General features: G+C 70.7%; 18 protein-coding genes and 1 tRNA gene. 11 read left to right on the plus strand and 8 right to left on the minus strand.

Features of this window, described 5'->3' with window-relative positions; translation table 11 throughout:
* Nucleotide 1: 1 nt before the first annotated feature.
* Nucleotides 2-1,522, minus strand: coding sequence for a sensor histidine kinase (locus tag IGS67_RS04545; RefSeq protein ID WP_192278336.1), 1,521 nt, complete (start codon nucleotides 1,520-1,522; stop codon nucleotides 2-4).
* Nucleotides 1,501-2,523 carry an adenosine deaminase gene (locus IGS67_RS04550; RefSeq protein ID WP_192278338.1) on the minus strand — a complete coding sequence of 341 codons (1,023 nt, stop codon included), beginning with the start codon at nucleotides 2,521-2,523 and terminating at the stop codon, nucleotides 1,501-1,503. Before IGS67_RS04550 ends, IGS67_RS04545 begins: the two co-directional genes overlap by 22 nt.
* Nucleotides 2,524-2,713: 190 nt before the next feature.
* Here IGS67_RS04550 and IGS67_RS04555 point away from each other — a divergent pair.
* The 9 genes from IGS67_RS04555 (at nucleotide 2,714) to IGS67_RS04595 (ending at nucleotide 11,377) form a co-directional block, all read left to right on the plus strand.
* Nucleotides 2,714-2,786, plus strand: a tRNA-Trp gene (locus IGS67_RS04555).
* A 119-nt stretch (nucleotides 2,787-2,905) separates the two neighbouring features.
* A complete protein-coding gene (secE, locus tag IGS67_RS14295) occupies nucleotides 2,906-3,199 on the plus strand; it encodes a preprotein translocase subunit SecE (RefSeq protein ID WP_192278340.1) in 294 nt (97 codons plus the stop codon).
* A gap of 54 nt (nucleotides 3,200-3,253) precedes the next feature.
* Nucleotides 3,254-3,994, plus strand: a complete 741-nt coding sequence (nusG, locus tag IGS67_RS04565) for a transcription termination/antitermination protein NusG (RefSeq protein ID WP_192278342.1) — start codon at nucleotides 3,254-3,256, stop codon at nucleotides 3,992-3,994.
* Between the two features lie 70 nt (nucleotides 3,995-4,064).
* The gene (gene rplK, locus IGS67_RS04570) at nucleotides 4,065-4,496 is read left to right on the plus strand and encodes a 50S ribosomal protein L11 (RefSeq protein ID WP_102509386.1); all 432 of its coding nucleotides are present in this window, start codon (nucleotides 4,065-4,067) and stop codon (nucleotides 4,494-4,496) included.
* Nucleotides 4,497-4,597: 101 nt separating this feature from the next.
* On the plus strand, nucleotides 4,598-5,317 hold the full coding sequence (gene rplA / locus IGS67_RS04575; RefSeq protein ID WP_192278344.1) for a 50S ribosomal protein L1: 720 nt from the start codon (nucleotides 4,598-4,600) through the stop codon (nucleotides 5,315-5,317).
* 202 nt (nucleotides 5,318-5,519) lie between these two features.
* Complete coding sequence (locus tag IGS67_RS04580) at nucleotides 5,520-6,155, plus strand: RNA polymerase sigma factor (RefSeq protein ID WP_328741499.1); 636 nt, start codon at nucleotides 5,520-5,522, stop codon at nucleotides 6,153-6,155.
* On the plus strand, nucleotides 6,152-6,649 hold the full coding sequence (locus IGS67_RS04585; RefSeq protein ID WP_192278346.1) for a hypothetical protein: 498 nt from the start codon (nucleotides 6,152-6,154) through the stop codon (nucleotides 6,647-6,649). The genes IGS67_RS04580 and IGS67_RS04585 overlap by 4 nt, the downstream gene beginning before the upstream one ends.
* A gap of 88 nt (nucleotides 6,650-6,737) precedes the next feature.
* Nucleotides 6,738-8,654, plus strand: a complete 1,917-nt coding sequence (locus tag IGS67_RS04590) for a S8/S53 family peptidase (RefSeq protein ID WP_192278348.1) — start codon at nucleotides 6,738-6,740, stop codon at nucleotides 8,652-8,654.
* A 131-nt stretch (nucleotides 8,655-8,785) separates the two neighbouring features.
* Complete coding sequence (locus IGS67_RS04595) at nucleotides 8,786-11,377, plus strand: CHAT domain-containing protein (protein WP_192278350.1); 2,592 nt, start codon at nucleotides 8,786-8,788, stop codon at nucleotides 11,375-11,377.
* Between the two features lie 159 nt (nucleotides 11,378-11,536).
* On the opposite strand, the gene IGS67_RS04600 is transcribed toward IGS67_RS04595, so the two are convergent.
* Nucleotides 11,537-13,045: a glycosyl hydrolase family 18 protein gene (locus IGS67_RS04600; RefSeq protein ID WP_192278352.1), complete on the minus strand. Its 1,509-nt coding sequence runs from the start codon at nucleotides 13,043-13,045 to the stop codon at nucleotides 11,537-11,539.
* A 472-nt stretch (nucleotides 13,046-13,517) separates the two neighbouring features.
* Between IGS67_RS04600 and rplJ the strand changes: the two genes are divergently transcribed.
* Nucleotides 13,518-14,042 (plus strand): 50S ribosomal protein L10, encoded by a 525-nt coding sequence (gene rplJ, locus IGS67_RS04605; protein WP_192278354.1) that lies wholly within the window; start codon nucleotides 13,518-13,520, stop codon nucleotides 14,040-14,042.
* 75 nt (nucleotides 14,043-14,117) lie between these two features.
* Nucleotides 14,118-14,507, plus strand: coding sequence for a 50S ribosomal protein L7/L12 (gene rplL / locus IGS67_RS04610; RefSeq protein WP_102509382.1), 390 nt, complete (start codon nucleotides 14,118-14,120; stop codon nucleotides 14,505-14,507).
* A gap of 149 nt (nucleotides 14,508-14,656) precedes the next feature.
* Here rplL and IGS67_RS04615 read toward each other — a convergent pair whose 3' ends face one another.
* From IGS67_RS04615 to IGS67_RS04635, 5 genes are all read right to left on the minus strand, one after another.
* Nucleotides 14,657-15,757, minus strand: coding sequence for a hypothetical protein (locus tag IGS67_RS04615; RefSeq protein WP_192278356.1), 1,101 nt, complete (start codon nucleotides 15,755-15,757; stop codon nucleotides 14,657-14,659).
* Nucleotides 15,758-15,861: 104 nt separating this feature from the next.
* Entirely contained in the window at nucleotides 15,862-16,731 is an 870-nt protein-coding gene (locus IGS67_RS04620) for a type II secretion system F family protein (RefSeq protein WP_192278358.1), read from the minus strand.
* A gap of 8 nt (nucleotides 16,732-16,739) precedes the next feature.
* A complete protein-coding gene (locus tag IGS67_RS04625; RefSeq protein WP_192278360.1) occupies nucleotides 16,740-17,588 on the minus strand; it encodes a type II secretion system F family protein in 849 nt (282 codons plus the stop codon).
* Nucleotides 17,589-17,596: 8 nt separating this feature from the next.
* Nucleotides 17,597-18,835 carry a CpaF family protein gene (locus tag IGS67_RS04630; RefSeq protein WP_192278362.1) on the minus strand — a complete coding sequence of 413 codons (1,239 nt, stop codon included), beginning with the start codon at nucleotides 18,833-18,835 and terminating at the stop codon, nucleotides 17,597-17,599.
* Nucleotides 18,832-19,920 (minus strand): P-loop NTPase family protein, encoded by a 1,089-nt coding sequence (locus IGS67_RS04635; RefSeq protein ID WP_192278364.1) that lies wholly within the window; start codon nucleotides 19,918-19,920, stop codon nucleotides 18,832-18,834. Before IGS67_RS04635 ends, IGS67_RS04630 begins: the two co-directional genes overlap by 4 nt.
* Nucleotides 19,921-20,009 lie beyond the last annotated feature (89 nt).

Here is a 20,009-nt window from a genome sequence, read left to right on the forward strand (position 1 = left end):
GTCAGCTCCCTGGTGTGTCGGGGTCGGTGGGGTGCGTCGCGGCTCCGGGTGCTGGCAGCCGCAGCGTGAGAAGGGCGCCGCCGCCGGGCGCATCGTCGACGACGAGCGTGCCGCCGTGGGCGTGCGCGATCGCCTGGACGATCGCGAGGCCGAGACCTGCGCCGTCGCGGTGCTCGTGCGCGCCCGGGCCGCGTGCGAAGCGTTCGAGGACGCGGGCGCGCTCCTCGGCGGGGATCCCGGGGCCCGTGTCGCGGACGAAGACCTCGGCGACCGTCGTGCCGTCGTCGTCGGTCGTGAGGCGGCTGCCGAGGGCGATCTCGTCGCCGTCGGCCGTGTGGCGGACCGCGTTCGCAGCGAGCTGGGCGACGGCCTGGGTGACGCGCTGGGCGTCGAGGGCGACGACTGCGTCGGCGCGTGCGTCGACGCGCCAGCGGCGGTCGGCAAGCCCGCGGAGCGTGTCGTGGAGGTCGTCGGTAAGACGGCCGAGGTCGACGGGCTCGGGTGTGACGAAGTCGGGGCGTGAGGACGTGGCGAGGACCATGAGGTCGTCGAGGAGGCGTGACGAGCGGGCGAGCTCGGCGAGCGCGACGTCGCGCGCGGCGCGGACGTCGTCCGGGTCGTCGGGGTCCATGAGCTCGAGGTGCCCGCGGACGATCGTCACGGGGGTGCGCAGCTCGTGCCCGACGTCGTCGAGCAGCTGGCGCTGCGACGCGAACGCCTCCTCGAGACGGTCGAGCATGCCGTTGACGGTGACGGTGAGCCGGCCGAGGTCGTCGCCGCTCGTCACGGGGATGCGCCGTGCGAGCTCGGTTCCGTCGCCGATCGCGCGGGCGGCTTTGTCGAGCTCGCGGACGGGGCGCAGGAGCCGGCCCGCGAGGATCCAGCCGACGGCTGCGACGCCGAGGAGCGACCCGAGCCCGACGAGCGCGAACGTGGCGTAGGTGCGGCGGAGCGTCGCGAGCTCGGCGTTCCTGTCGTACGCGCGGATGATCGCGCCGGTTTCCTGCGACGCGCTGAGGACGACGGGGATGACGAGGTACGTGTAGGTCGTGCGGTCGGTCGTGAGGCTCCTCACGTGGGACTGCGTCTCGCGGCCGGGGGTGGTGAGGGCCGCGAGGAGTTCGGCGTCGTCCTCGAGGCGCAGCGCGGTGGTCTCGGCGGCCGTGAAGGCGAGCTTGTCGTCGACGAAGCCGATCATGCCCTCGTTGCGTGCGGGCACCTTGAGCTGCATGGTCGCGCGGACGAGCGCGCGCGGGCTCGTGAAGGCGTCGCCGGTCGCGGGGTCGCGTCCCTCGGTCGCGAGGTGCTGGAACTCGGAGTAGCTCGCGCGGAGGTCGGCGGAGATCCGCGCGTCGACGATGCGCATCTGGAGGGAGTGGGCGGTGAGGCCGGCGGCGACGAGGCTGAGGGCGGCGAGCACGACGACGACCGAGAGGATCCGTGCCCGGACGCTCGTCGCGGCGACCCGTGTGCGCAGCCCGCGTCGTGGCGTCGTCGGGCTCATGCGGGGGACCTCAGCCACGCGTCGATCCCGTCGAGCATCCGGGCCCGGGCCTCGGGCGAGGCGTAGGACGCGGCAACGCTCGAGCGGGCGAGGCCGGCGAGCTCGTCGTCGGTGAGACCGTGGACGGTGCGGGCGTGCTCGTACTGCGCCGTGAGCCGCGGACCGAAGAGGAGGGGATCGTCCGCGCCGAGGGCGATGCGAGCGCCGGAGTCGACGAGCGTGCGCAGCGGGAGCTGTGCGAGCCCCGGGTAGACGCCGAGGGACACGTTGGAGTCGGGGCACACCTCGAGGGCGATGCCGCGTCGCACGATCTCGTCGAGCAGGTACGGGTCCTCCGCGGTGCGCACGCCGTGGCCGAGGCGGTCGGGTGCGAGCTCGTCGAGGACGACGCGCAGGTGGTCGGGGCCGAGCAGCTCGCCTCCGTGCGGGAGGCTCGCGAGCCCTGCGCGCCGGGCGATGCGGAACGCTGCGGCGAACTCGGAGGTGAGGCCGCGGCGCTCGTCGTTGCTGAGCCCGAAGCCGACGACGCCGCCGGGGTGGTCGCCCGCGTGGCGGGCGGCGAGCCGGGCGAGGGTGCGCGCGTCGAGCGGGTGCCGGGTGCGGGACGCGGCGACGACGACGCCGACCTCCGTCCCGGTCGCGGCGCTCGCGGACCGGGCCTCGTCGAGGACGATCTCGAGCGCGGGGGTGAGACCGCCGACGAAGGGCGCGTAGGAGGTGGGGTCGACCTGGATCTCGAGCCGTCCCGAACCTTCTGCGGCGTCGTCCTCGGCTGCCTCGCGGACGAGGCGGCGCATGTCTGCCTCGCTGCGGACGCACGCGCGGGCCGCGTCGTAGAGGCGCTGGAAGCGGAACCAGCCACGTTCGGACGGTTCGAGGCGCAGGGGATCGCCGCTCGTGAGCGCGGCGGGGAGCCGGATGCCGTGGCGGCGCGCGAGGTCGACGAGGGTCGTCGGGCGCATGGACCCGGTGAAGTGCAGGTGCAGGTGGGCCTTGGGCAGGCTGGCGAGGTCGCGCACGGTCCCAGTGTCGCAAGGATCGGTCGCGGGCGGGGCCGGACGGGCGGCCCGCGGGAGGTGTCGGAGGTGTGACGCGGTCGGTTTGGGATGCCGGCGCCGGAGCGGGTACAGTGTCCTGTCGGTGGTTCGAACCACCCCGATAGGCCGCGCCCTCCGTGAGGGAGTCGGCCGCGGGGCGGGCAGACCCCGAAGGGTAGTGGCGCAATTGGTAGCGCAGCGGTCTCCAAAACCGCAGGTTGCAGGTTCGAGTCCTGTCTACCCTGCGCAACGCTCGTCATCGTGACGACGCGGGTGCAGGTGCAGTCGTCACGCCGTCGGCGTCCGGCGGTGCCGACATCGACGACGCACGCGCTGACGAGCGCGCCGACCGAGGGACATCATCGTGAGCGAATCGGCCGCAGAGGCCCAGGGGGCAGACGCCGCAGCCGTCGAGCGTGCGCCGGCCGCAGCCCCGAAGGCCAAGCGTGGTTTCTTCGGCCGAATCTCGGGATTCTTCGAGCGGATCGCGCTCTTCGTCCGCCAGGTCGTCGCCGAGATGAAGAAGGTCACGACCCCGACGCGTGCCGAGCTCGGCAAGCTCGTGACGGTCGTCCTCATCTTCGTCGCCGTTTTCACCGCGGTCGTCTTCGTGCTGGACCTCGGGCTCGGCGCGGCCGCAGCCTGGCTCTTCGGCTGACCGCCGGCGCCACGCCCCCCAGCTCGTAGCAGTCTCAAGGAAGCAGGTCCGTACGTGTCCCAGGAACAGCAGGAGCCGACGCCCGACGTCGTCGAGCCCGCGACCGAGAACATCGAGGCCGTCGAGGCCACGGACGACGCCTCCGCCGAGGTCGAGGTCGACCTCACAGAGGAGACGCCCGACGGCTACGAGGACGCCGACCCGCTCGAGGCGTTCCGCGCGGAGCTCCGTCGCCAGGAGGGTGACTGGTACGTCATCCACTCCTACGCAGGCTACGAGAACCGCGTCAAGGCGAACCTCGAGAACCGCACCCAGTCCCTCAACATGGAGGACTACATCTTCCAGGTCGAGGTGCCCATGGAGGAGGTGACGGAGATCAAGAACGCGCAGAAGAAGCTTGTCCGTCGCGTCCGCATCCCCGGCTACGTCCTCGTCCGCATGGAGCTCACCGACGAGTCGTGGGGCGCCGTGCGTCACACGCCGGGCGTCACGGGCTTCGTGGGCCACACGCACCAGCCCGTCCCGCTCACGCACGACGAGGTCTTCTCGATGCTCGCGCCGACCATCGCCCCCAAGGCGGAGGCCGCGAAGCCCGCCGCGAAGGCGGCCGGCGGCACGATCCTCGTCGACTTCACGGTCGGCGAGTCGGTCACCGTCACCGACGGTCCCTTCGAGACCTTGCCCGCGACGATCTCCGAGATCAACGCGGAGGCGCAGAAGCTCAAGGTCCTCGTCTCCATCTTCGGCCGGGAGACCCCGGTCGAGCTCTCGTTCGACCAGGTCGCCAAGATCTGAGTCGCGCCTGAGGGCACTGCAACCGGGTCATCGCCCACGGCGTCGGTCCACAACGAAGGAAGGAAGGCTCATGCCTCCCAAGAAGAAGGTCTCTGGCCTCATCAAGCTCCAGATCAACGCCGGTGCGGCCAACCCCGCTCCGCCGATCGGCCCCGCGCTCGGTCAGCACGGCGTCAACATCATGGAGTTCTGCAAGGCGTACAACGCGGCGACCGAGTCGCAGCGCGGCAACGTCATCCCCGTCGAGATCACCGTCTACGAGGACCGTTCGTTCACGTTCATCCTCAAGACGCCGCCGGCGGCCCAGCTCATCAAGAAGGCTGCGGGCATCGACAAGGGCTCCGCGACCCCGCACACCGTGAAGGTCGCGAAGATCACGGCCGACCAGGTGCGTGAGATTGCCCAGACGAAGCTCGAGGACCTCAACGCGAACGACCTCGAGGCCGCGTCGAAGATCATCGCGGGCACGGCTCGTTCGATGGGCATCACCGTCGAGGGCTGACGCCCACCACGCCGCCCGGCACCGCCGGGTGGCGTACCCCACCCCCAGTGGCAGGGTCCGCGCGGACCCGTACCACGACTGCTCATATCAAGGAGAAGCAGATGGCAACGCGCAGCAAGGCCTACCGTTCCGCCGCGGAGAAGATCGACCGCGAGCGTCTCTACACCCCGCTCGAGGCTGTTCGCCTCGCCAAGGACACGGTGGCCACGAAGTTCGACTCGACCGTCGAGGTCGCCTTCCGCCTCGGTGTCGACCCGCGCAAGGCGGACCAGATGGTCCGTGGCACGGTCAACCTCCCCCACGGCACGGGCAAGACCGCCCGCGTCATCGTCTTCGCCAACGGCGAGAAGGCCGAGCAGGCACGCGCCGCCGGCGCTGACGAGGTCGGTGGCGACGAGCTCATCGAGAAGGTTGCGGCTGGCTGGACCGACTTCGACTCGGCCGTCGCGACCCCGGACCTCATGGGCAAGGTCGGTCGTCTCGGTAAGGTGCTCGGCCCCCGTGGCCTCATGCCGAACCCGAAGACGGGCACGGTGACCATGGACGTCGCCAAGGCCGTCTCCGACATTAAGGGCGGCAAGATCGAGTTCCGCGTCGACAAGCACGCGAACCTCCACTTCATCATCGGCAAGGCGTCGTTCACGGTCGAGCAGCTCGTGGAGAACTACGCCGCGGCGATCGACGAGGTCCTCCGTCTCAAGCCGTCCTCGTCGAAGGGCCGCTACATCACGAAGGCGACGCTCGCGACGACGAACGGCCCGGGCATCCCGCTCGACCAGACGCGCACGACGAAGCTCCTCGAGGAGACCGAGGAGGCCTGAGCCTCCACGTCCATCACCGAAGGCCGGTACCCCACGGGGTGCCGGCCTTCGGCGTTCGTGAGCACGGTCGTCGTGACGAGAGCGGCCCGCATGGGCAAGGATGTGGCGCAGGTCACGCAGACTCGTGTCCGTGTCGATGTATCAGGAAGCCGCCACCCCGCTCCTTGGAGTCGTAGGGGGCGGACGAGCCGGGAGGTGCCGGGTGGAGACCGTCGTGCAGGAGCGACCGCGGTCGGGGGACGGGCGCGGAGGTGACCTCGCTGAGCGGGGTGCCGAGGCGCTGTGGTCGCTGCGCGAAGGGAACACCGGCGCTCTCGGCGCGTTCGTCACCGACGTCACGCCGCTGCTCTGGCACACCGCGAGGTCCCAGGGTGTCGATGCGTCGGACGCTCAGGACGTCGTCCAGGGGGTGTGGGTGCGGTTCGTCGCCCATGCCGACCGGATCGAGGACCCGCGAGCGGTTCTCCAGTGGTTGCTCGTCTCGACGAGGCGGGCGGCCTGGAGCGCCGTGAGAAGCTCTCGACGCACGGCGCCGCAGGCTGACGTGGGTGGCGAGGAACCCGGGTCTGCAGGGGCGTCCCGGGCTCCCGCCGCGACCGACGACCCTGAGCACGTCGTGCTGAGGGACGAGCGTGACCGGCTGCTGTGGGATGCGGTCGAGCGGCTCGACGAGCGGTGCCGCACCTTGCTGCGACTCGTGGCTCTCGTCGACCGTCCGGACTATTCCGCGGTGTCGGCCGCGCTGGGCATGCCTGTCGGCAGCATCGGCCCCACCAGGGGCCGGTGCCTCGCAAAGCTCCGCACGGAGCTCGAGTCTCATGGGGGGTGGGCGCGATGAGCGTCGAGGATCAGCGCGACGGCCAGAACCGCCCCATCGACGAGGTCGACGTCGGCATGCTCGCGGCACTGGGTCGGCTCGTGGACGGGGCCGATCCGGTGCCGCGCGACCTCGTCGAGCGTTGCACGCTCGCGATGTCGCTCGCCATGATGGACGCGGAGCTCATGGCGATCACCTCGGAGGGGACGCTCGTCGGTGCGGTGCGCTCGGGCGCAGCGGCATCCGCGTCGACGGTGACGTTCACGAGCGCGACGGTCTCGGTGATGATCGACATCTCCGAGGTCGGCGGGCGCGTGCGCCTCGACGGCTGGATCGCGCCGGCGGCGGACTTCCGCGTCGAGTTGCGTCGTGCTGACGGTGATGTGCAGTCGACGGGCTGCGACTCGAACGGCCGCTTCGTGATCGACGCGGTGCCGCACGGGCTCGTGGGCCTGGTCCTGCTCGGCCCGGACGGTGGCGCGCCGCGCCTGACGACCCCTGTGCTCGAGCTCTGAGTCTTTGAGACTCTGAGTCCCTGAAGTTCTGCGGTCGTGGGCGCGGCGTCGCGCCCACGACCGCCCTGTGACGTGAGGACCTCTCATGGTGTCGGACCAGCCTCGTGAACCTCGTGACCTGCCGGCGGCGGTGCCGGACCCGCTCGTGTGGCGGACCCGCCTGCTTGATCCTGCGGGCGCGGAGCGGGGGAACGGCACCCCGGCGCGGGCGCTGCGCCCGACGTGGTACGCGCAGGACCGGGTGCTCGTCACGGTGCATGGTGGAGGGGGAGTCGAGCCGTCGGACGGCGGCGGGGGCACCGTGCAGCGCCGCGCCCGGGTGGCGGCTGCGCGCGCGGAACTGCCCGGGCTCGATGTGTTGCGTGAGGTCGCGGCAGGTCTCGGGTACGAGGTCGTCGTCGAGGGTGGGGCCGCAGCAGCCGCAGGCTCGCCTGCCGCGGGCGAGGCAAGCGCGGCCCGCGGCGCGCAACCGGCCGGACCGACCGCGGCGGCAACTCGGTCGATGCCCGCCCCGGAGGGTGGGGCCGCGGTCCGTGAGGTGCGCGACCTCGTCGCGCGCGAGCTCGGTAGGACGTACGCCGTGACGCTCGTGCCCGGCGCGGACGTCGTCGAGCCGCCGGACGCGTGGACGGTCGTCGAACGCGCGCGGCACGCAGGAGAGGGGGGCGCGGCGTACAGCCTCGACCACGTCGTCTCGGCGAACCCGGTCCAGTCGCATCCGTTCTCGCAGCCGCGGCCGTTCGCGCAGCCGCACCCGTTCACGCAGTCCCACCCGTTCACCCAGTCCCATCCCTTCACGCAGTCGCACCCCTTCACGCAGTCCCATCCCTTCACGCAGTCGCACCCGTTCTCGCAGTCGCACCCGGATGCAGGCCTTGCGGAGTACGCATTCCCCGGTGGCGGTGGCAGGCAGCCGGTCGCCTGGACAGGTCCAGCCCCGGTCCGCGCCGAGGGCCCGGGCGCCGACATCTTCCACGACGCGAGCGGGGCTCGTCGTCCCGTCGTCGCGGTGCTCGACTCGGGTGCTGGCGAGCATCCGTGGCTCGGCGAGGACACCGTCGTCCGCGACCCGCACGTCCTCGGGCAGCCGATCTCCTGCGTCCCTGCCCCGTCGATCCCGGTCGAGGACCCTGAGATCGGCGGGCTCTCGGCCCCGCTCACGGGGCCGCTCGACCCGGTCGCGGGGCACGGCACGTTCATCGCGGGGCTCGTGCGTGCCGGGGCTCCTGACGCGGTCGTCCTCGCGGTGCGTGTCTACGGCGGCAATGGCGTCATCGCAGAGTCCGCGCTCGTGGGGTCGCTCGAGCGGCTGCTCACCTACCACCTGCTCGGGCTGTGGAGCGTTCCGGGGTACGCGCCCGTCGACGTGCTCGTCCTCTCGCTCGGCTACTACCACGAGGAGCCGGGGGACGAAGCGTTCGACGAACCGTTCGGTCGCGTGCTGCGGGCGCTCCGGCGCTTCGGCGTCGTCGTCGTGGCGTCGGCTGGGAACGACGGCGTGCCGACGGAGTGCTTCCCGGCGGCGTTCGCGCCGCGTGTCGATCGTCGAACGGTGCCGCCGGAGCCGGCAGACCCGTCGGAGCTGCGGGCTGACGAGGTTCCGCAGCTCACCGTCGGCGCTCTCAACCCTGACGGGACGACGGCATTCTTCAGCAACGACGGGCCCTGGGTGACGGCGATGAGGCCGGGTGCTGCGCTCGTCTCGACCATGCCGGTGACGCTCGACGGCACCTTCCAGGCCACGCGTGAGGCACCCGGCTACGCGGATGCGGTCCGGCGCTCGACCCTCGACCCGGACGCGTTCACCGCAGGCTTCGGGGTGTGGTCCGGAACGTCGTTCGCCGCACCTGTCCTCGCGGCTGAGATCGCGCGTGCGATGTCGGGCGCTCCGCGGTCGCGAGGCACGGGGACCCGCGACGCCCGGCAGCGTCGCCGCGCGTGGCGGGCTGTCACCGACGTCGTGGGCCTCGCCCCCGCGGCGGGGCGCGGGCGGTCCGGGGACTGACGCGCCGTGCCGACGGTCGGGCCGACGCGCAGGACCGGCGCGCAGGGGCACGGCGGCCGGGGACGGACGCGCTGCGACTACGCTGGACGTGGCCTGTGCGTACCGGCCGTCCACGGTGCTGAGGAGATCTGGTGCAGCCCAGTGAGGAACGCGTCGCCGCAGCTGAGGCGCTGCACGCACGCGCGAACGACTGCTCGGACCGCGGCCGGCCGGAGGAAGCCCGCGCGTTGCTGAGCGAGGCGCTCCTCCTGTTCGGCGAGCCGGAGGACCCGGGAGACGTTCCGGACCAGGACGTGGCACGTGCGCCCGGCGCGGCACGGGTCACCGCGCGCATCCTCATCTCGTTGGCGGCGCAGGGTGATGAGCTCGCCCCTGACGAGTCGCTGAGCGAGCGACGGCTCGCGCGGGCGCTCGCACTCGCGATGTCGTCGGGCAGCCACGACGTCGCCCTCACCGTTCACGGGCAGCGCGGCCTGCGAGCGTTGCGTGCGGGCGACGCCGAGCGCGCGCTCGTCCACCTGGACGCGGGCGTCGCGCTCCTCGAACATGCGACGCCGCGGGACGCGGGCATCCTGCTCCTCAACCGGGGCACGCTCCATCTTGACCGGGGTGCCCTCGACGCCGCGGTCGACGACCTCGCACAGTGCGCGCAAGGTGCGGAAGCGGTCGGTGACGCGATGCTCGTCTTCAAGGCCCGTCACAATCTCGGCTACGCGGAGTTCCTCGCGGGTCGGCTCCCCGAGGCGCTCGACGCGATGCAGAACGCCGCGGAGCACCTGCTGCCCGTGCTCGGCGAGGACCTCTCGACGATGCCGATCGCGCTGCTCGACCGCGCGCAGGTGCTCTTCGAGGTCGGTCTCCTCACGGAGGCGGACGCGCTTCTCGAGCAGGCGGCCCAGAGCTTCGAGGGGCGTGGGCTCACGCAGGACCTCGGTGAGGTCGAGGTCCTCCGGGCCCGGTGCGCCCGGCTCCTCGGGCGGCTCGCGGACGCGCGGGCCCTCGCGCGCGCCGCGCGCGAGCGGTTCGGTGAGCGCGGCAGCGCCACGTGGGTCGAGCGTGCACGGCTCGTCGAGCTGCGGGCCCGGCTCGACCTTGCGGCGGACGACGACGAGGGCCGGGCCGAGCTCCGTGCGGTGCGGGACGCTGCGCTCGAGCTCGCGGGGCCGGCGGACGGCCGTCAGCAGGCGCGTGTCGCGGCGCTCGTCGTCGGTGCGGAGGCGCACGCGCGGCTCGGCGAGGATGCGCAGGCCCGTGATCTCGTCGCGCGTGCGGCGCGTAGCCGGTGGGGCGGTGCGATCGACGTCCGGACGAGCATCGCGGTCGTGCGGGCGCGGTGCGCGTTCGCGGCGGGCGACCTCGCGGCAGGGGTCCGCGCGGTCGTCGCCGGGCAGCGGGCTCTTGCCGAGCATCGTGCGCGCTTCGGGTCGGTCGAGGCCCTCGTCGCGTCGGGGGTCTTCGGGGAACGGCTCGCGGAGCTCGACATCGCGGCGGCGGCGAGCACGGGCGACGCGCATCGCGTGCTCGACGCGGCGGAACGTGCGCGAACGCTTCTCGCGGGCCTCACCTCGGTGCGCCTGGCGCCTGGTGCGGAGCGTCTCGCCGTCGAGCTGCGGCGCGCGAGCGAGGAGCTGAGGCTCGCCGAACCGGTCGCGGACCATGCGCAGGTGAGCCGCTTGCACGCGCGGACGATCGAGCTGCGCGAGCAGCTGCGGGCGGAAGGGTGGCGGACGACGGGAGCGGGCGAGATTCCGGCCGCGACGCGGGCTGCCGACGTCGTCCGTGCGCTGCAGCACGGGGCGGAGTCGCTCGTCGAGATCGTCGTCGTCGACGACACACTTCTCGCGACGGTCGTCGACGAGGCGGGAGCGCGACTTGTGACGCTCGCCGAGGCTGCGCCGGTCATCGAGGCGTCGCACCGACTGCGTGCGGACCTGCGGGTGCTGGCGCGCCCGGGCCTGCCGACCGCGATGCGCACCGTCGTCGAGGCGTCGGTCGCCCGCCAGGCCCGGAGGATCGACGAGCTGCTCGTCATGCCGCTTGACGTGCCCGGGCCGCTCCACGTCGTCGGACCCGCCTGGTGCGTGACGGTTCCGTGGGCGGTGCTGCCGTCCAGACGCGGCGTGCCGACGAGCGCGGGGCCCCGCGTTGATCTCACCGGGCCTGGGCCCGGTAGGCCGTGGGGCGACGGGGTCGTCGTCGTCGCGGGGCCCGACCTCGTCGACGGCGAGCGGGAGGCGGCCGAGGTCGCGGAGCGCTGGCCGGGCGCCGAACTGCTCGTCGGGCGGGACGCGACGTGCGGGGCGGTGACGGAGGCGCTGCGGTCCGCGGACATCGTCCATCTTGCCGCGCACGGCGTGCACGTCGCGGACAACCCGCTGTTCTCGAGCGTGCGGCTCGTCGACGGCCCGCTGCTCGCCCACGAGATCGCGTCGGCGCCGGTGACCGCGCGCACCGTCGTGCTCGCTGCGTGCGAGGTCGGCGCTGCGACGGAACGAGCCGGTGGTCTGCCTCTCGGGCTCGCGAGCGTCCTCCTGGGGCTCGGGGCTCGTCATGTCGTCGCGTCCGTCGCGCTCGTCGGTGACGGCGAGGCCAGGTCGACGATGACGCGGCTGCACGAGGAGCTCGTAGCCCCGGGGGCGGGGGTCGTGCCGGCGCTCGCGCGGGCCACAGCGGCGTCGCAGCTCTCGCCGTTCGTCGCGCTGACGACATCGATCGGGAACTGATCCGGAGAGCCGGTCGGAACGCCTCCGCCGACGAGGTGGCGAGAGGACCGACGGGATCGTGGGGCACGCAGCGGTGACGGTACGCCCGCGGGAGGGGTGACGTGAGGCCGTGCGGCGCCGCCCGGAGGCGGGACCGCACGGCCTCCCGGGGGTGGTGCGTCAGGCGCAGGGGAGGCCTGCGGTCCACGGGCCCCACTGTGACGCGCCCGGCTTGTCGCCGAGCGTCCACCAGCGTGCGGTCCACACGACCCCGTCGACGAGCGCGGTGGCGCCGCCGACATAGACCGTCGACGCGTTCCACGGCGCGGGGCAGGTGTCGGTGGTCGGCGGCTCGGTGGGCGGCGGCGTCGAGTCGCACGGCCCCACGGCGCGCCACGGTCCGTTGATCGTCGTGGCCGACGGCTCCTGGCCCTGGGTCCACCAGCGGGCCTGGTAGGTCGTGCCACGGTGGCTGACGTACTGACCAGCCGTGTAGATCGTCGATGTGCGCCATCCGACGAGGTCACCGCACCCGGATGGCGGCTCCTCCGTCGGAGGGATCGTCGTGGGCGGCTCGGTCGTGGGCGGCTCGGTTGTCGGCGGCTCCGTCGTGGGAGGCGCCGTCGTTGGGGGCTCGGTCGTCGGCGGTGTCGTGGGTGTGCCGCCGGTGTTGAGGCGGGTGCCGAACGTGGTGGCGAGGGCGTAGTTGGTCGTGGCGTCCCAGTTGATCGACCAGGTCATGACGCCACCGATGGGGCCGTACTTCTTGGTAGGGACGAAGGTGCCGCAGCTGGTGCCCTTCTCGAGGCAGTCGACGGCGGCGACGACGTTGGGCAGGGGCTGGTAGCCGCCGCCGGCGGCCTTCTGGACGGCGGGGACGCCGATGCCGACCTGGTCGGGGCGCAGGCCCATCTCGAGCAGGATGCAGGACAGGGAGGTGAGGAAGTCGACCGATCCCTGGGAGTAAACCTTCTGGTCGCAGCCCATCATGGCGCCGGAGTTGTAGTACTGGACGTTGATGATGGTGAGGATGTCGGCGATGTTCTTGGTGAGCTTGTAGTAGCCCATCGAGGTGGCCTGGTAGTCGATGGTCTGGGGTGCCATGCCGATGATGAGGCTGGGGCCGGCCAGGGTGCGCAGCTCGCGCATGGCGCGGGTGAGGTTGTCGGCGTCGATGCCGTGCTCGAGGTCGATGTCGATGCCGTCGAAGCCGTACTCCTGCATGAGGGCGTAGGTGGAGGTGGCGAGGTTGGTGGCGGCGGTGGGGGAGTTGACGATGACGTTCCCCTTCTCTCCGCCGATGGAGAGGATGACCTTGCGGCCCTGCGCGCGGATGGCGTCGATGTCGGCCTTGAACTCGGCGACGGTGTAGCCCTTGAGCTCAGTGGTGGCGAGGTTGAAGGTGATGGCGCCGGTCTTGGTGGGGTCGGCGTCGGCGAAGGCGACGGCGACGAGGTTGTAGGCGGCGGGGATCTCTCTGAGCCGGAGGGTGGTGGAGCCATTGTCGAAGTTGTGCCAGTAGCCCGTGAGCCACTGGTGGGGCGTCGCGGCGGCCACCGCGACGGGTGCCTGGACGGGAGGGGCGGCGGTGGCGGAGCTCGCGCCGACCGCGCCCGCGGTGATGCCTGCGAGCCCGAGGGCCAGCGTCGCACCGAGCGCCGCGAGGCGGCGCTGAGTCGTGATGCGCATGGGGATCCACTTCGTCGTGGGGAGTGGGGGACGCTCGTGACGCTAGGCCGTCCCGCTGCCACCGGCCAGCGCTGGAGATGAGGGAGAACACGTCACTTGGGCGTCGCGCGTGAGGGAACTCCCTACAGGCTGCGCCGGGGACGGGCGAGCGACACGATCCGGTGCGGCCCCACGCGCCGCTCGGGCGAGGCGCTCGAGCAGGTGCGGGTCCGCGACCTCGGTGCGCCACGTGTGACGTGCGTCGCCGGACTTGCGTCGACCGGCGCCGCGACGGTAGGTTTCACTTGTTACCCAAGACCGCAGGTCGTCCGTCGTGCTCCGGCACGGTGGGCCGAAGCTCCGCAGAGGCGGGGACCAGCGCAGGAACGAGTTGCACGGCGCATCGTCGCCGTCGAGCCTCGCGCCCTGCGCGGGGCTCTTTCTCTTTCCCGGGGCGGGACCGACGGCGGTCACCACCATCGGAAGGATTGCCATGGCGAAGCCGGACAAGGCAGCCGCTGTCGCAGAGCTCACGGACCTGTTCCGCGAGTCGAGCGCTGCCATGCTGACCGAGTACCGCGGGCTCACCGTCGCGCAGCTCAAGACGCTGCGTCGGTCGCTCGGCGGCAACGCAAGCTACGCCGTGGTGAAGAACACGCTGACCGCCATCGCGGCCAAGGAGGCCGGTGTCGACTTCGACACCGACGCCCTCGTCGGTCCGTCGGCGATCGCCTTCGTGACCGGTGACCCGGTCGAGGCGGCCAAGGGCCTGCGTGACTTCGCCAAGGCGAACCCTCAGCTCGTCATCAAGGGCGGTGTCCTCGACGGACGCGCCCTGTCGGCTGAGGACATCACGAAGCTCGCGGACCTCGAGTCCCGCGAGGTTCTCCTGGCCAAGGCAGCAGGCGCTATGAAGGCGAAGCTGTACCAGGCCGCGTACCTGTTCACGGCACCTGCCTCGCAGGCCGTGCGCACCATCGACGCTCTGCGCGAGAAGCAGGAGTCGACCGCGGCCTGACCCCACCCGGGTCAGGTCACGGCATCACCACCCCACCCCCTGCTTCACGCAGAACTACCGAAAGGAACGCCGATCATGGCGAAGCTCACCACCGAGCAGCTCATCGAGGCCTTCAAGGAGCTCACGCTCATCGAGCTCTCCGAGTTCGTCAAGGCCTTCGAGGACGTCTTCGAGGTCACCGCTGCCGCTCCGGCCGCCGTCGCCGTTGCTGCACCCGCCGCGGGCGGCGCCGCTGAGGCCGCTGAGGAGAAGGACGAGTTCGAGGTCATCCTCGAGGCCGCGGGCGACAAGAAGATCCAGGTCATCAAGGAGATCCGCGCGCTCACGTCGCTCGGCCTCAAGGAGGCCAAGGACCTCGTCGACGGCGCCCCCAAGGCCGTCTTCGAGTCGCCGGTCAACAAGGAGCAGGCCGAGAAGGCCAAGGCTGCCCTCGAGGGCGCCGGCGCCACGGTCACCCTCAAGTGATCCGTGCCCCTCGGGGCACACGCTGAACGCGGACGAGGCCCGCACCACGACGGTGGTGCGGGCCTCGTCCGCGTTTCCGCAGCGGCTCCGCCGCTCGCGCTCGTGCGGGGCCGGGCGCGGAGCCGCTGCGGAATGCGCTGAGGTCGGCGTCAGAAGAACTTGATCCACGCCCACATCGCGACCGCGGCGACCGCGGCGGCGAGCGCGAGCTGCGCGAAGCACCCGGCGAAGGCCTTGGCGACCTTGGCCTTGTCGAGCGGGAACTCGCCGTTGACCCGGCTCGTCCGGTCGTCGATCGCGACGTTCCACACCCTGCCTTCGTGATGGAAGGTGATGAGCCACACGGGTGTGAGGACGAGCGCGAGACGGACGTCGCTCCACGCGGTGAGCTGCTGGGTGACCTCCGCGGCGTCGCCGTCGATGGTGCGCTTGATGTCGGACGTGATGACGGGGACCGCGAGGCGGGCGGTCTCGTCGACGGCGACCTGAGGCTCGACGTCGTACCGAGAGACCTGATGTCCGGCGACGAGCTCGGGTCGGAAGTCGCGCGCTCCGGTGATCTCGGTCCCCTTGAGGAGGCGGCGCACCTCGTCGGTGAGGTGCGCAGCGCCGACGGGGGTGCCGACGACGTCACGGACGGTCGTGCCCGACGCGTCCGTCCAGGTCCATCTGAGGATCTCCCGGAGCCGGTCCTCGTCCTCGTAGCCGACGACCGTGGCGCGGCCGCTCCTGCCCTCGTAGCGGGTCGTCGCGCGGCCGGTGACGAGCCACCATGGGACGAACACTGAGGTGAGCTGCTCCGCCGCGTTGACCTCGGCGATGCTGTCGGGCGTGATCTCCTTGGCGTGGAGCCAGTCGAGGAAGATCTGCTGCGCCTGAGCGCGGCTGAGGGTGAACGGCACGATGCCGGTCGGGGAGAGGATGCCCTCGGGGGCAGCGACGGGGACGAGCGGCGAGGCGCAGAATGCGCAGCGGTCGGAGACCGCGGCTTGCTCGGTCGTCGCGTGGCAGCCCTCGCAGCGGAGGACGACGCCTCCGAGATCGCTCGCTGACCGGCCAGCGGCGGTCCTTGCCCAGTCCTCGTAGGTGTGGCTCGCGACCTGGACCGTGGTGGCCTCCGACATGGCCCGTGTCGTGCCGCAGGCGGAGCACCTGAGCATCTCGGTGCCGGCGAGGTTGGTCATCGGGGAGCCGCACGTGGGGCACGACAGGTCGAGGGGGGCGTCCGGCTGCCGGGGAATGCTGGTCATGGCGGTTGTTCCTGTCATCCCGGGGGTGTGTGACCCTCCGAGGCTAGTGGCTGGCGGCGCGCGCGTCAGGGTGAGCGTGAACCGTCACCGGTCCAGCGCGGAGGTCACATGCCGACCGAGGAGAACATGGGAACGATGACCATGAGAAGGATCCCGGCGAACATGAGCATCATCGGGAGCAGCAGCTTGGTCCCGGCCTTGTTGGACTGGCGCAGGACGATCTGCTTCTTCACCTGCCAGGCCTCGGCGCTCTGCAACGTGAGCATCGCTGGAAGATCCGCCCCGCCGCGGTGGATGGACTGCACGAGGAGTGCACAGACCTTCTTGACCTCGGGAAGCATCGATCGAGTGCCGAACTCCTGGATCGCGTCGACGTCCGTCGCGCCGTTCTCCATCCGTTCGACCGATCGGCGCATCTCGTCGTAGATTGCGGTGCTGCCACCGCGCGCGGTCATCGCCCATGCCTCGCGGAGGATCATGCCCGCGTTGGTGAGCAGCGCGAGCGTCGAGATGACCTCGCAGAAGTCGCGCATCATCTCGGCGTTCCGCGTGCGCACCTGTGTCTTGATGCGCTCGGTCATGTAGAAGGCGAGGAGGCAGGCGACGACGATGGCGAGGCCGAGGATCTCCAACGAGTTGGTGAGTCCGTATGCGCCGAACGCAGCGATCGTTCCAGTGAGTCCGATCGCTGCTTGTTGCGAGCGCAGGACCCGGAGGTAGAACTCCGAGTAACGCTGACCGAACGTGATGTCGAGCAGCTGGCGGAGCTTGACGTCCTGCGACGTCTGGAAGCTGTAGCCGGACAGGAGGAGCCCCTCGTACCCGAGTGCGTAGAGGTCGGACAGCGGGAACGCCGACCTGTCGAGGTTGGCGAAGATGGCGTCGTGCTGCCTTCCGCGGACGAGGAGGACGATCCACGTACCGAGGAGCACGGTTCCTACGCCCATGAGGACGACCTGGGTGACTGTGAACATCGGAGCCCCTAGAACTTGATCGACATGATCTTGCGGGCCATGACGTACGCGGCGACGAAGAGTGCGACCGCAGCCATCGTGCTCATCACTCCAACGGGTGTGCGGAGCGCATCGGCGAACCCGCCGCCACCGGACTTGAGGATCCCGACGAGCACGATGGGGATCGCGACCATGATGAAGGACTCGTTCTTGCCCGCCACGAGGCTCGTCTCGATCTCCGCGCTGATCGCCATCTTCTCGGAGATGACGACGTGGGTGTTCTGGACGGCCTGCTTCATGTCCGCACCACGCAGGTAGGCGATGCGGAAGACGTTGGCGAAGGACGCGACGTCGTCGCTGCCGCTCCTCTCGCCGAGGTCGGTCAGCATGTCCTCGACCCGGATGCTGTTGTGGAACCCGGCGATGATGAGGTTGAGCTCCTGGACGATCGGCGCATCGGCAGCGTACTGCCGCTCCATGTCGCTGCGTGCCGCGTTGAAGCCCTGAATCACCGTTCCGCCGGAGGCGAGCGAGACGCTCAGGGAGTCGAGCATGTCGCGGAACTGCGTCTCGAGCGTCCTTACCTTCGTCGCGCGGATCTGCTCGGTGCGCACGCGGAGGAACGTCCGCGTCGCGAAGATGGCGGGGACGCCGACGGCGATGCCGTTCAGGACGTACGTTGCGACCGTCGCGTGGCCGTCCGCATCGGTGGCGAGTCCTCCGAAGAAGAGGTACCCGATGGCTCCGCCTACGGTGAGGGCGAGGAGTCCGTAGACGAGCCGTTCGGCGAGCGTGAGGTGGTACACGCGGTAGTCGTACGCAGGAACGCTGATGAGCGAGGGCCTCCGCTGCGGGAGCTTGGGCGAGCGTGCTGCCATGGTGTCCTTCAGATGGTGAGGTCGTAGCCGGCGAGCCGAAGCTTCTCGGTGCCGAGGAAGGGGTTCTCGGTGCGGACGAGCGAACCAACGACCACGCTCTGGCTGCTGACGCTGTCCTCACGGAACTCGTAGAGAGTGTTGAGGACGATGCGTCCGTCCTCGTAGCCGACGACCTCGGAGATCGCCATCGTCCGTCGCGAGTGGTCCCGGAGCCGCGAGAGATGGATGATGATGTCGAGAGCCGAGGCGATCTGCTGGCGGATCGCCTCGAGCGGGAGCGTCGCCGACGCCTGGAGGACCATGGTCTCGAGCCTCGAGAGCATGTCGGTCGTCGAGTTCGCGTGGCCGGTCGAGAGGGACCCGTCGTGCCCGGTGTTCATCGCCTGGAGCATGTCGAGGGCTTCGGCGCCGCGCACCTCGCCGACGACGACGCGTTCGGGACGCATGCGGAGCGATGAGCGGATGAGATCGCGGATCGAGATCTCTCCGGTGCCTGCGACGTTCGCGTTGCGGGTCTCGAGGCGGACGAGATTCTCGACCCCGTCGATCTGCAGCTCCGCGGAGTCCTCGATGGTGATGACACGCTCGTCGTGGCCGATGAAGTTGCTCAGTGCGTTGAGAAACGTCGTCTTGCCGGATCCTGTGCCGCCACTGATGAAGATGTTGTACTTGGCCTTGACGAGGACGCGGAGGAGTTCGGCAACCTCTTCGGTCACGGAGCCGTAGCCGACGAGCCGCTTCATGGTCATGGGCTCCGTCGAGAACTTGCGGATCGTCACGGTCGGTCCGTCGAGCGCGACCGGTGGGAGCACGACGTTGACGCGGGACCCGTCGGCGAGCCTCGTATCGACGATGGGGTTCGCCTGGTTGACCTCGCGGCCGGCGAGCCCGACGATGCGTTGGATGATGTCCTCGAGTCGACGCGCACTCTCGAAGCTCACGTCGAGCCGCGTGACCCGGCCGTCGCGCTCGACGAAGATGTTGTCAGGCCCGTTGACCATGACCTCGGTGACGGCTTCGTCTGCCATGAGGCTGTCGAGGAGCCCGAGCCCACGAATCGAGCCATACACCTGCTGGACGATGTTCACCTGCTCGGAGATCGAGAGGTAGCTCGATGACGTGCGTTCGCCCAGCATCGTGCGGATGTGGGATTCCAGCTCGTCGTCGTCGAGCCGTACGAGGGCCGGATCGAGAAGGACGGCGGCGCGCAGGGAGTCGGCGAGGCTGCTCAGCTCGTCGGGAGTCATGCCAGCACCATCGAGACCACAGGGTGAAGCGCTCCGCTCGCGTAGATCTGGTCGACGACCTGGCCCTCGGCATCGCCGAGATCCGGCAGCGTGAGGAGCGTGGGAAGGGAGGAAACGTCCGCAGGTGCGGGGCCGCGTGGGTCGAGACGAGTCCGGAGGAGCGAGGTCCTCGGCACGACGCTGCTCTCGTGGGTCGCGTCGAGTCGTTCGAGGATCCTGCGGGCGCGTTCCGTCCGGAGGCTTCCTTGACCGTCTGCGCGGGCGACGAGCAGGACGCGGTGGGCGTGCTCGAGGACGGACCACTGCGCGACGACGGCTGTGAACGGGATGTCGAGGATGACGACGTCGATCGAGGAGTTCGAGGTCAACCGCTCGAGCAGGATCGCGCGATCGTCGGCCGTGAGGTCGAGGATGTCGGCCGGGTCGCGCGTCGCTGCGAAATGGTGGACGCCGTAGGCGTCCCGGCGCATGACGCTCATGAGCTGCGAGTCGATGTCTCCTCGACGGCGCTTGATCGCATAGATGACGTCGCTCATGGTGGGTCCGTCAGCGCCGGCGGTCTCGAGCGTCGCTCCGGCATCGCTCGTGGGGTCGAGGTCGAGGTAGAGAACGTTGACGGGGGTCGGTTGCATCGCGAGGGAACGGGCGAGGGCCGCGGCGAGCGAGGTCGTGCCGGAACCTCCCGCTGCCGACGTCGTCACGATGAGTCGCGGAGCCTTGCCCGAAGTGCGCTTACGGATCTCGACGGAGCCTGATGCCGAGCTCACGAGGTCGATGACCTGGCGGAAGAACTCGCTCGTCTTCGTGTAGCGCGCCACGGCGGGGACCCCGTCGATCGACGCGACGGTCGGTGAGTCCGTGAGCCGACCGAACGCACAGCGCGCAGGCAGGTCCGAGGGCGAGACGTCGAACGCGGCGCCGACGAGCACCGCATGGGCACGCACCGCGGCGATGCCAGCGATCGCCCCCTCGAGGTCGGAGTACGCGTGGACGTCGATGCGGCCCGGATAGAGCTCTGCGAGGTGCGCGCTCAGGCGCCGCAGGTACTCATGGTCCGTGTCGAGAATAACGAGCTGGATGCGCATTCGGGCCCCTGTCTGCCCTCGTTTCGGGCACTGCTGCGAAGGAGCATAGCGACGATGCGTCGCTTCCACCTCCTGAGAACCAACCTGCG

This window comes from Flavimobilis rhizosphaerae, assembly GCF_014852685.1.
Classification (GTDB): Bacteria; Actinomycetota; Actinomycetes; order Actinomycetales; family Cellulomonadaceae; genus Flavimobilis; species Flavimobilis rhizosphaerae.

What these genes read in the sequence shown, in the direction of transcription:
- IGS67_RS04630 (WP_192278362.1), bottom strand. Translation starts at nt 18,835, where the DNA reads ATGACTCCCGACGAGCTGAGCAGCCTCGCCGACTCCCTGCGCGCCGCC.
- rplA (WP_192278344.1), top strand. Translation starts at nt 4,598, where the DNA reads ATGGCAACGCGCAGCAAGGCCTACCGTTCCGCCGCGGAGAAGATCGAC.
- IGS67_RS04600 (WP_192278352.1), bottom strand. Translation starts at nt 13,045, where the DNA reads ATGCGCATCACGACTCAGCGCCGCCTCGCGGCGCTCGGTGCGACGCTG.
- rplK (WP_102509386.1), top strand. Translation starts at nt 4,065, where the DNA reads ATGCCTCCCAAGAAGAAGGTCTCTGGCCTCATCAAGCTCCAGATCAAC.
- IGS67_RS04615 (WP_192278356.1), bottom strand. Translation starts at nt 15,757, where the DNA reads ATGACCAGCATTCCCCGGCAGCCGGACGCCCCCCTCGACCTGTCGTGC.
- rplL (WP_102509382.1), top strand. Translation starts at nt 14,118, where the DNA reads ATGGCGAAGCTCACCACCGAGCAGCTCATCGAGGCCTTCAAGGAGCTC.
- rplJ (WP_192278354.1), top strand. Translation starts at nt 13,518, where the DNA reads ATGGCGAAGCCGGACAAGGCAGCCGCTGTCGCAGAGCTCACGGACCTG.
- IGS67_RS04625 (WP_192278360.1), bottom strand. Translation starts at nt 17,588, where the DNA reads ATGGCAGCACGCTCGCCCAAGCTCCCGCAGCGGAGGCCCTCGCTCATC.
- IGS67_RS04585 (WP_192278346.1), top strand. Translation starts at nt 6,152, where the DNA reads ATGAGCGTCGAGGATCAGCGCGACGGCCAGAACCGCCCCATCGACGAG.
- IGS67_RS04620 (WP_192278358.1), bottom strand. Translation starts at nt 16,731, where the DNA reads ATGTTCACAGTCACCCAGGTCGTCCTCATGGGCGTAGGAACCGTGCTC.
- IGS67_RS04635 (WP_192278364.1), bottom strand. Translation starts at nt 19,920, where the DNA reads ATGCGCATCCAGCTCGTTATTCTCGACACGGACCATGAGTACCTGCGG.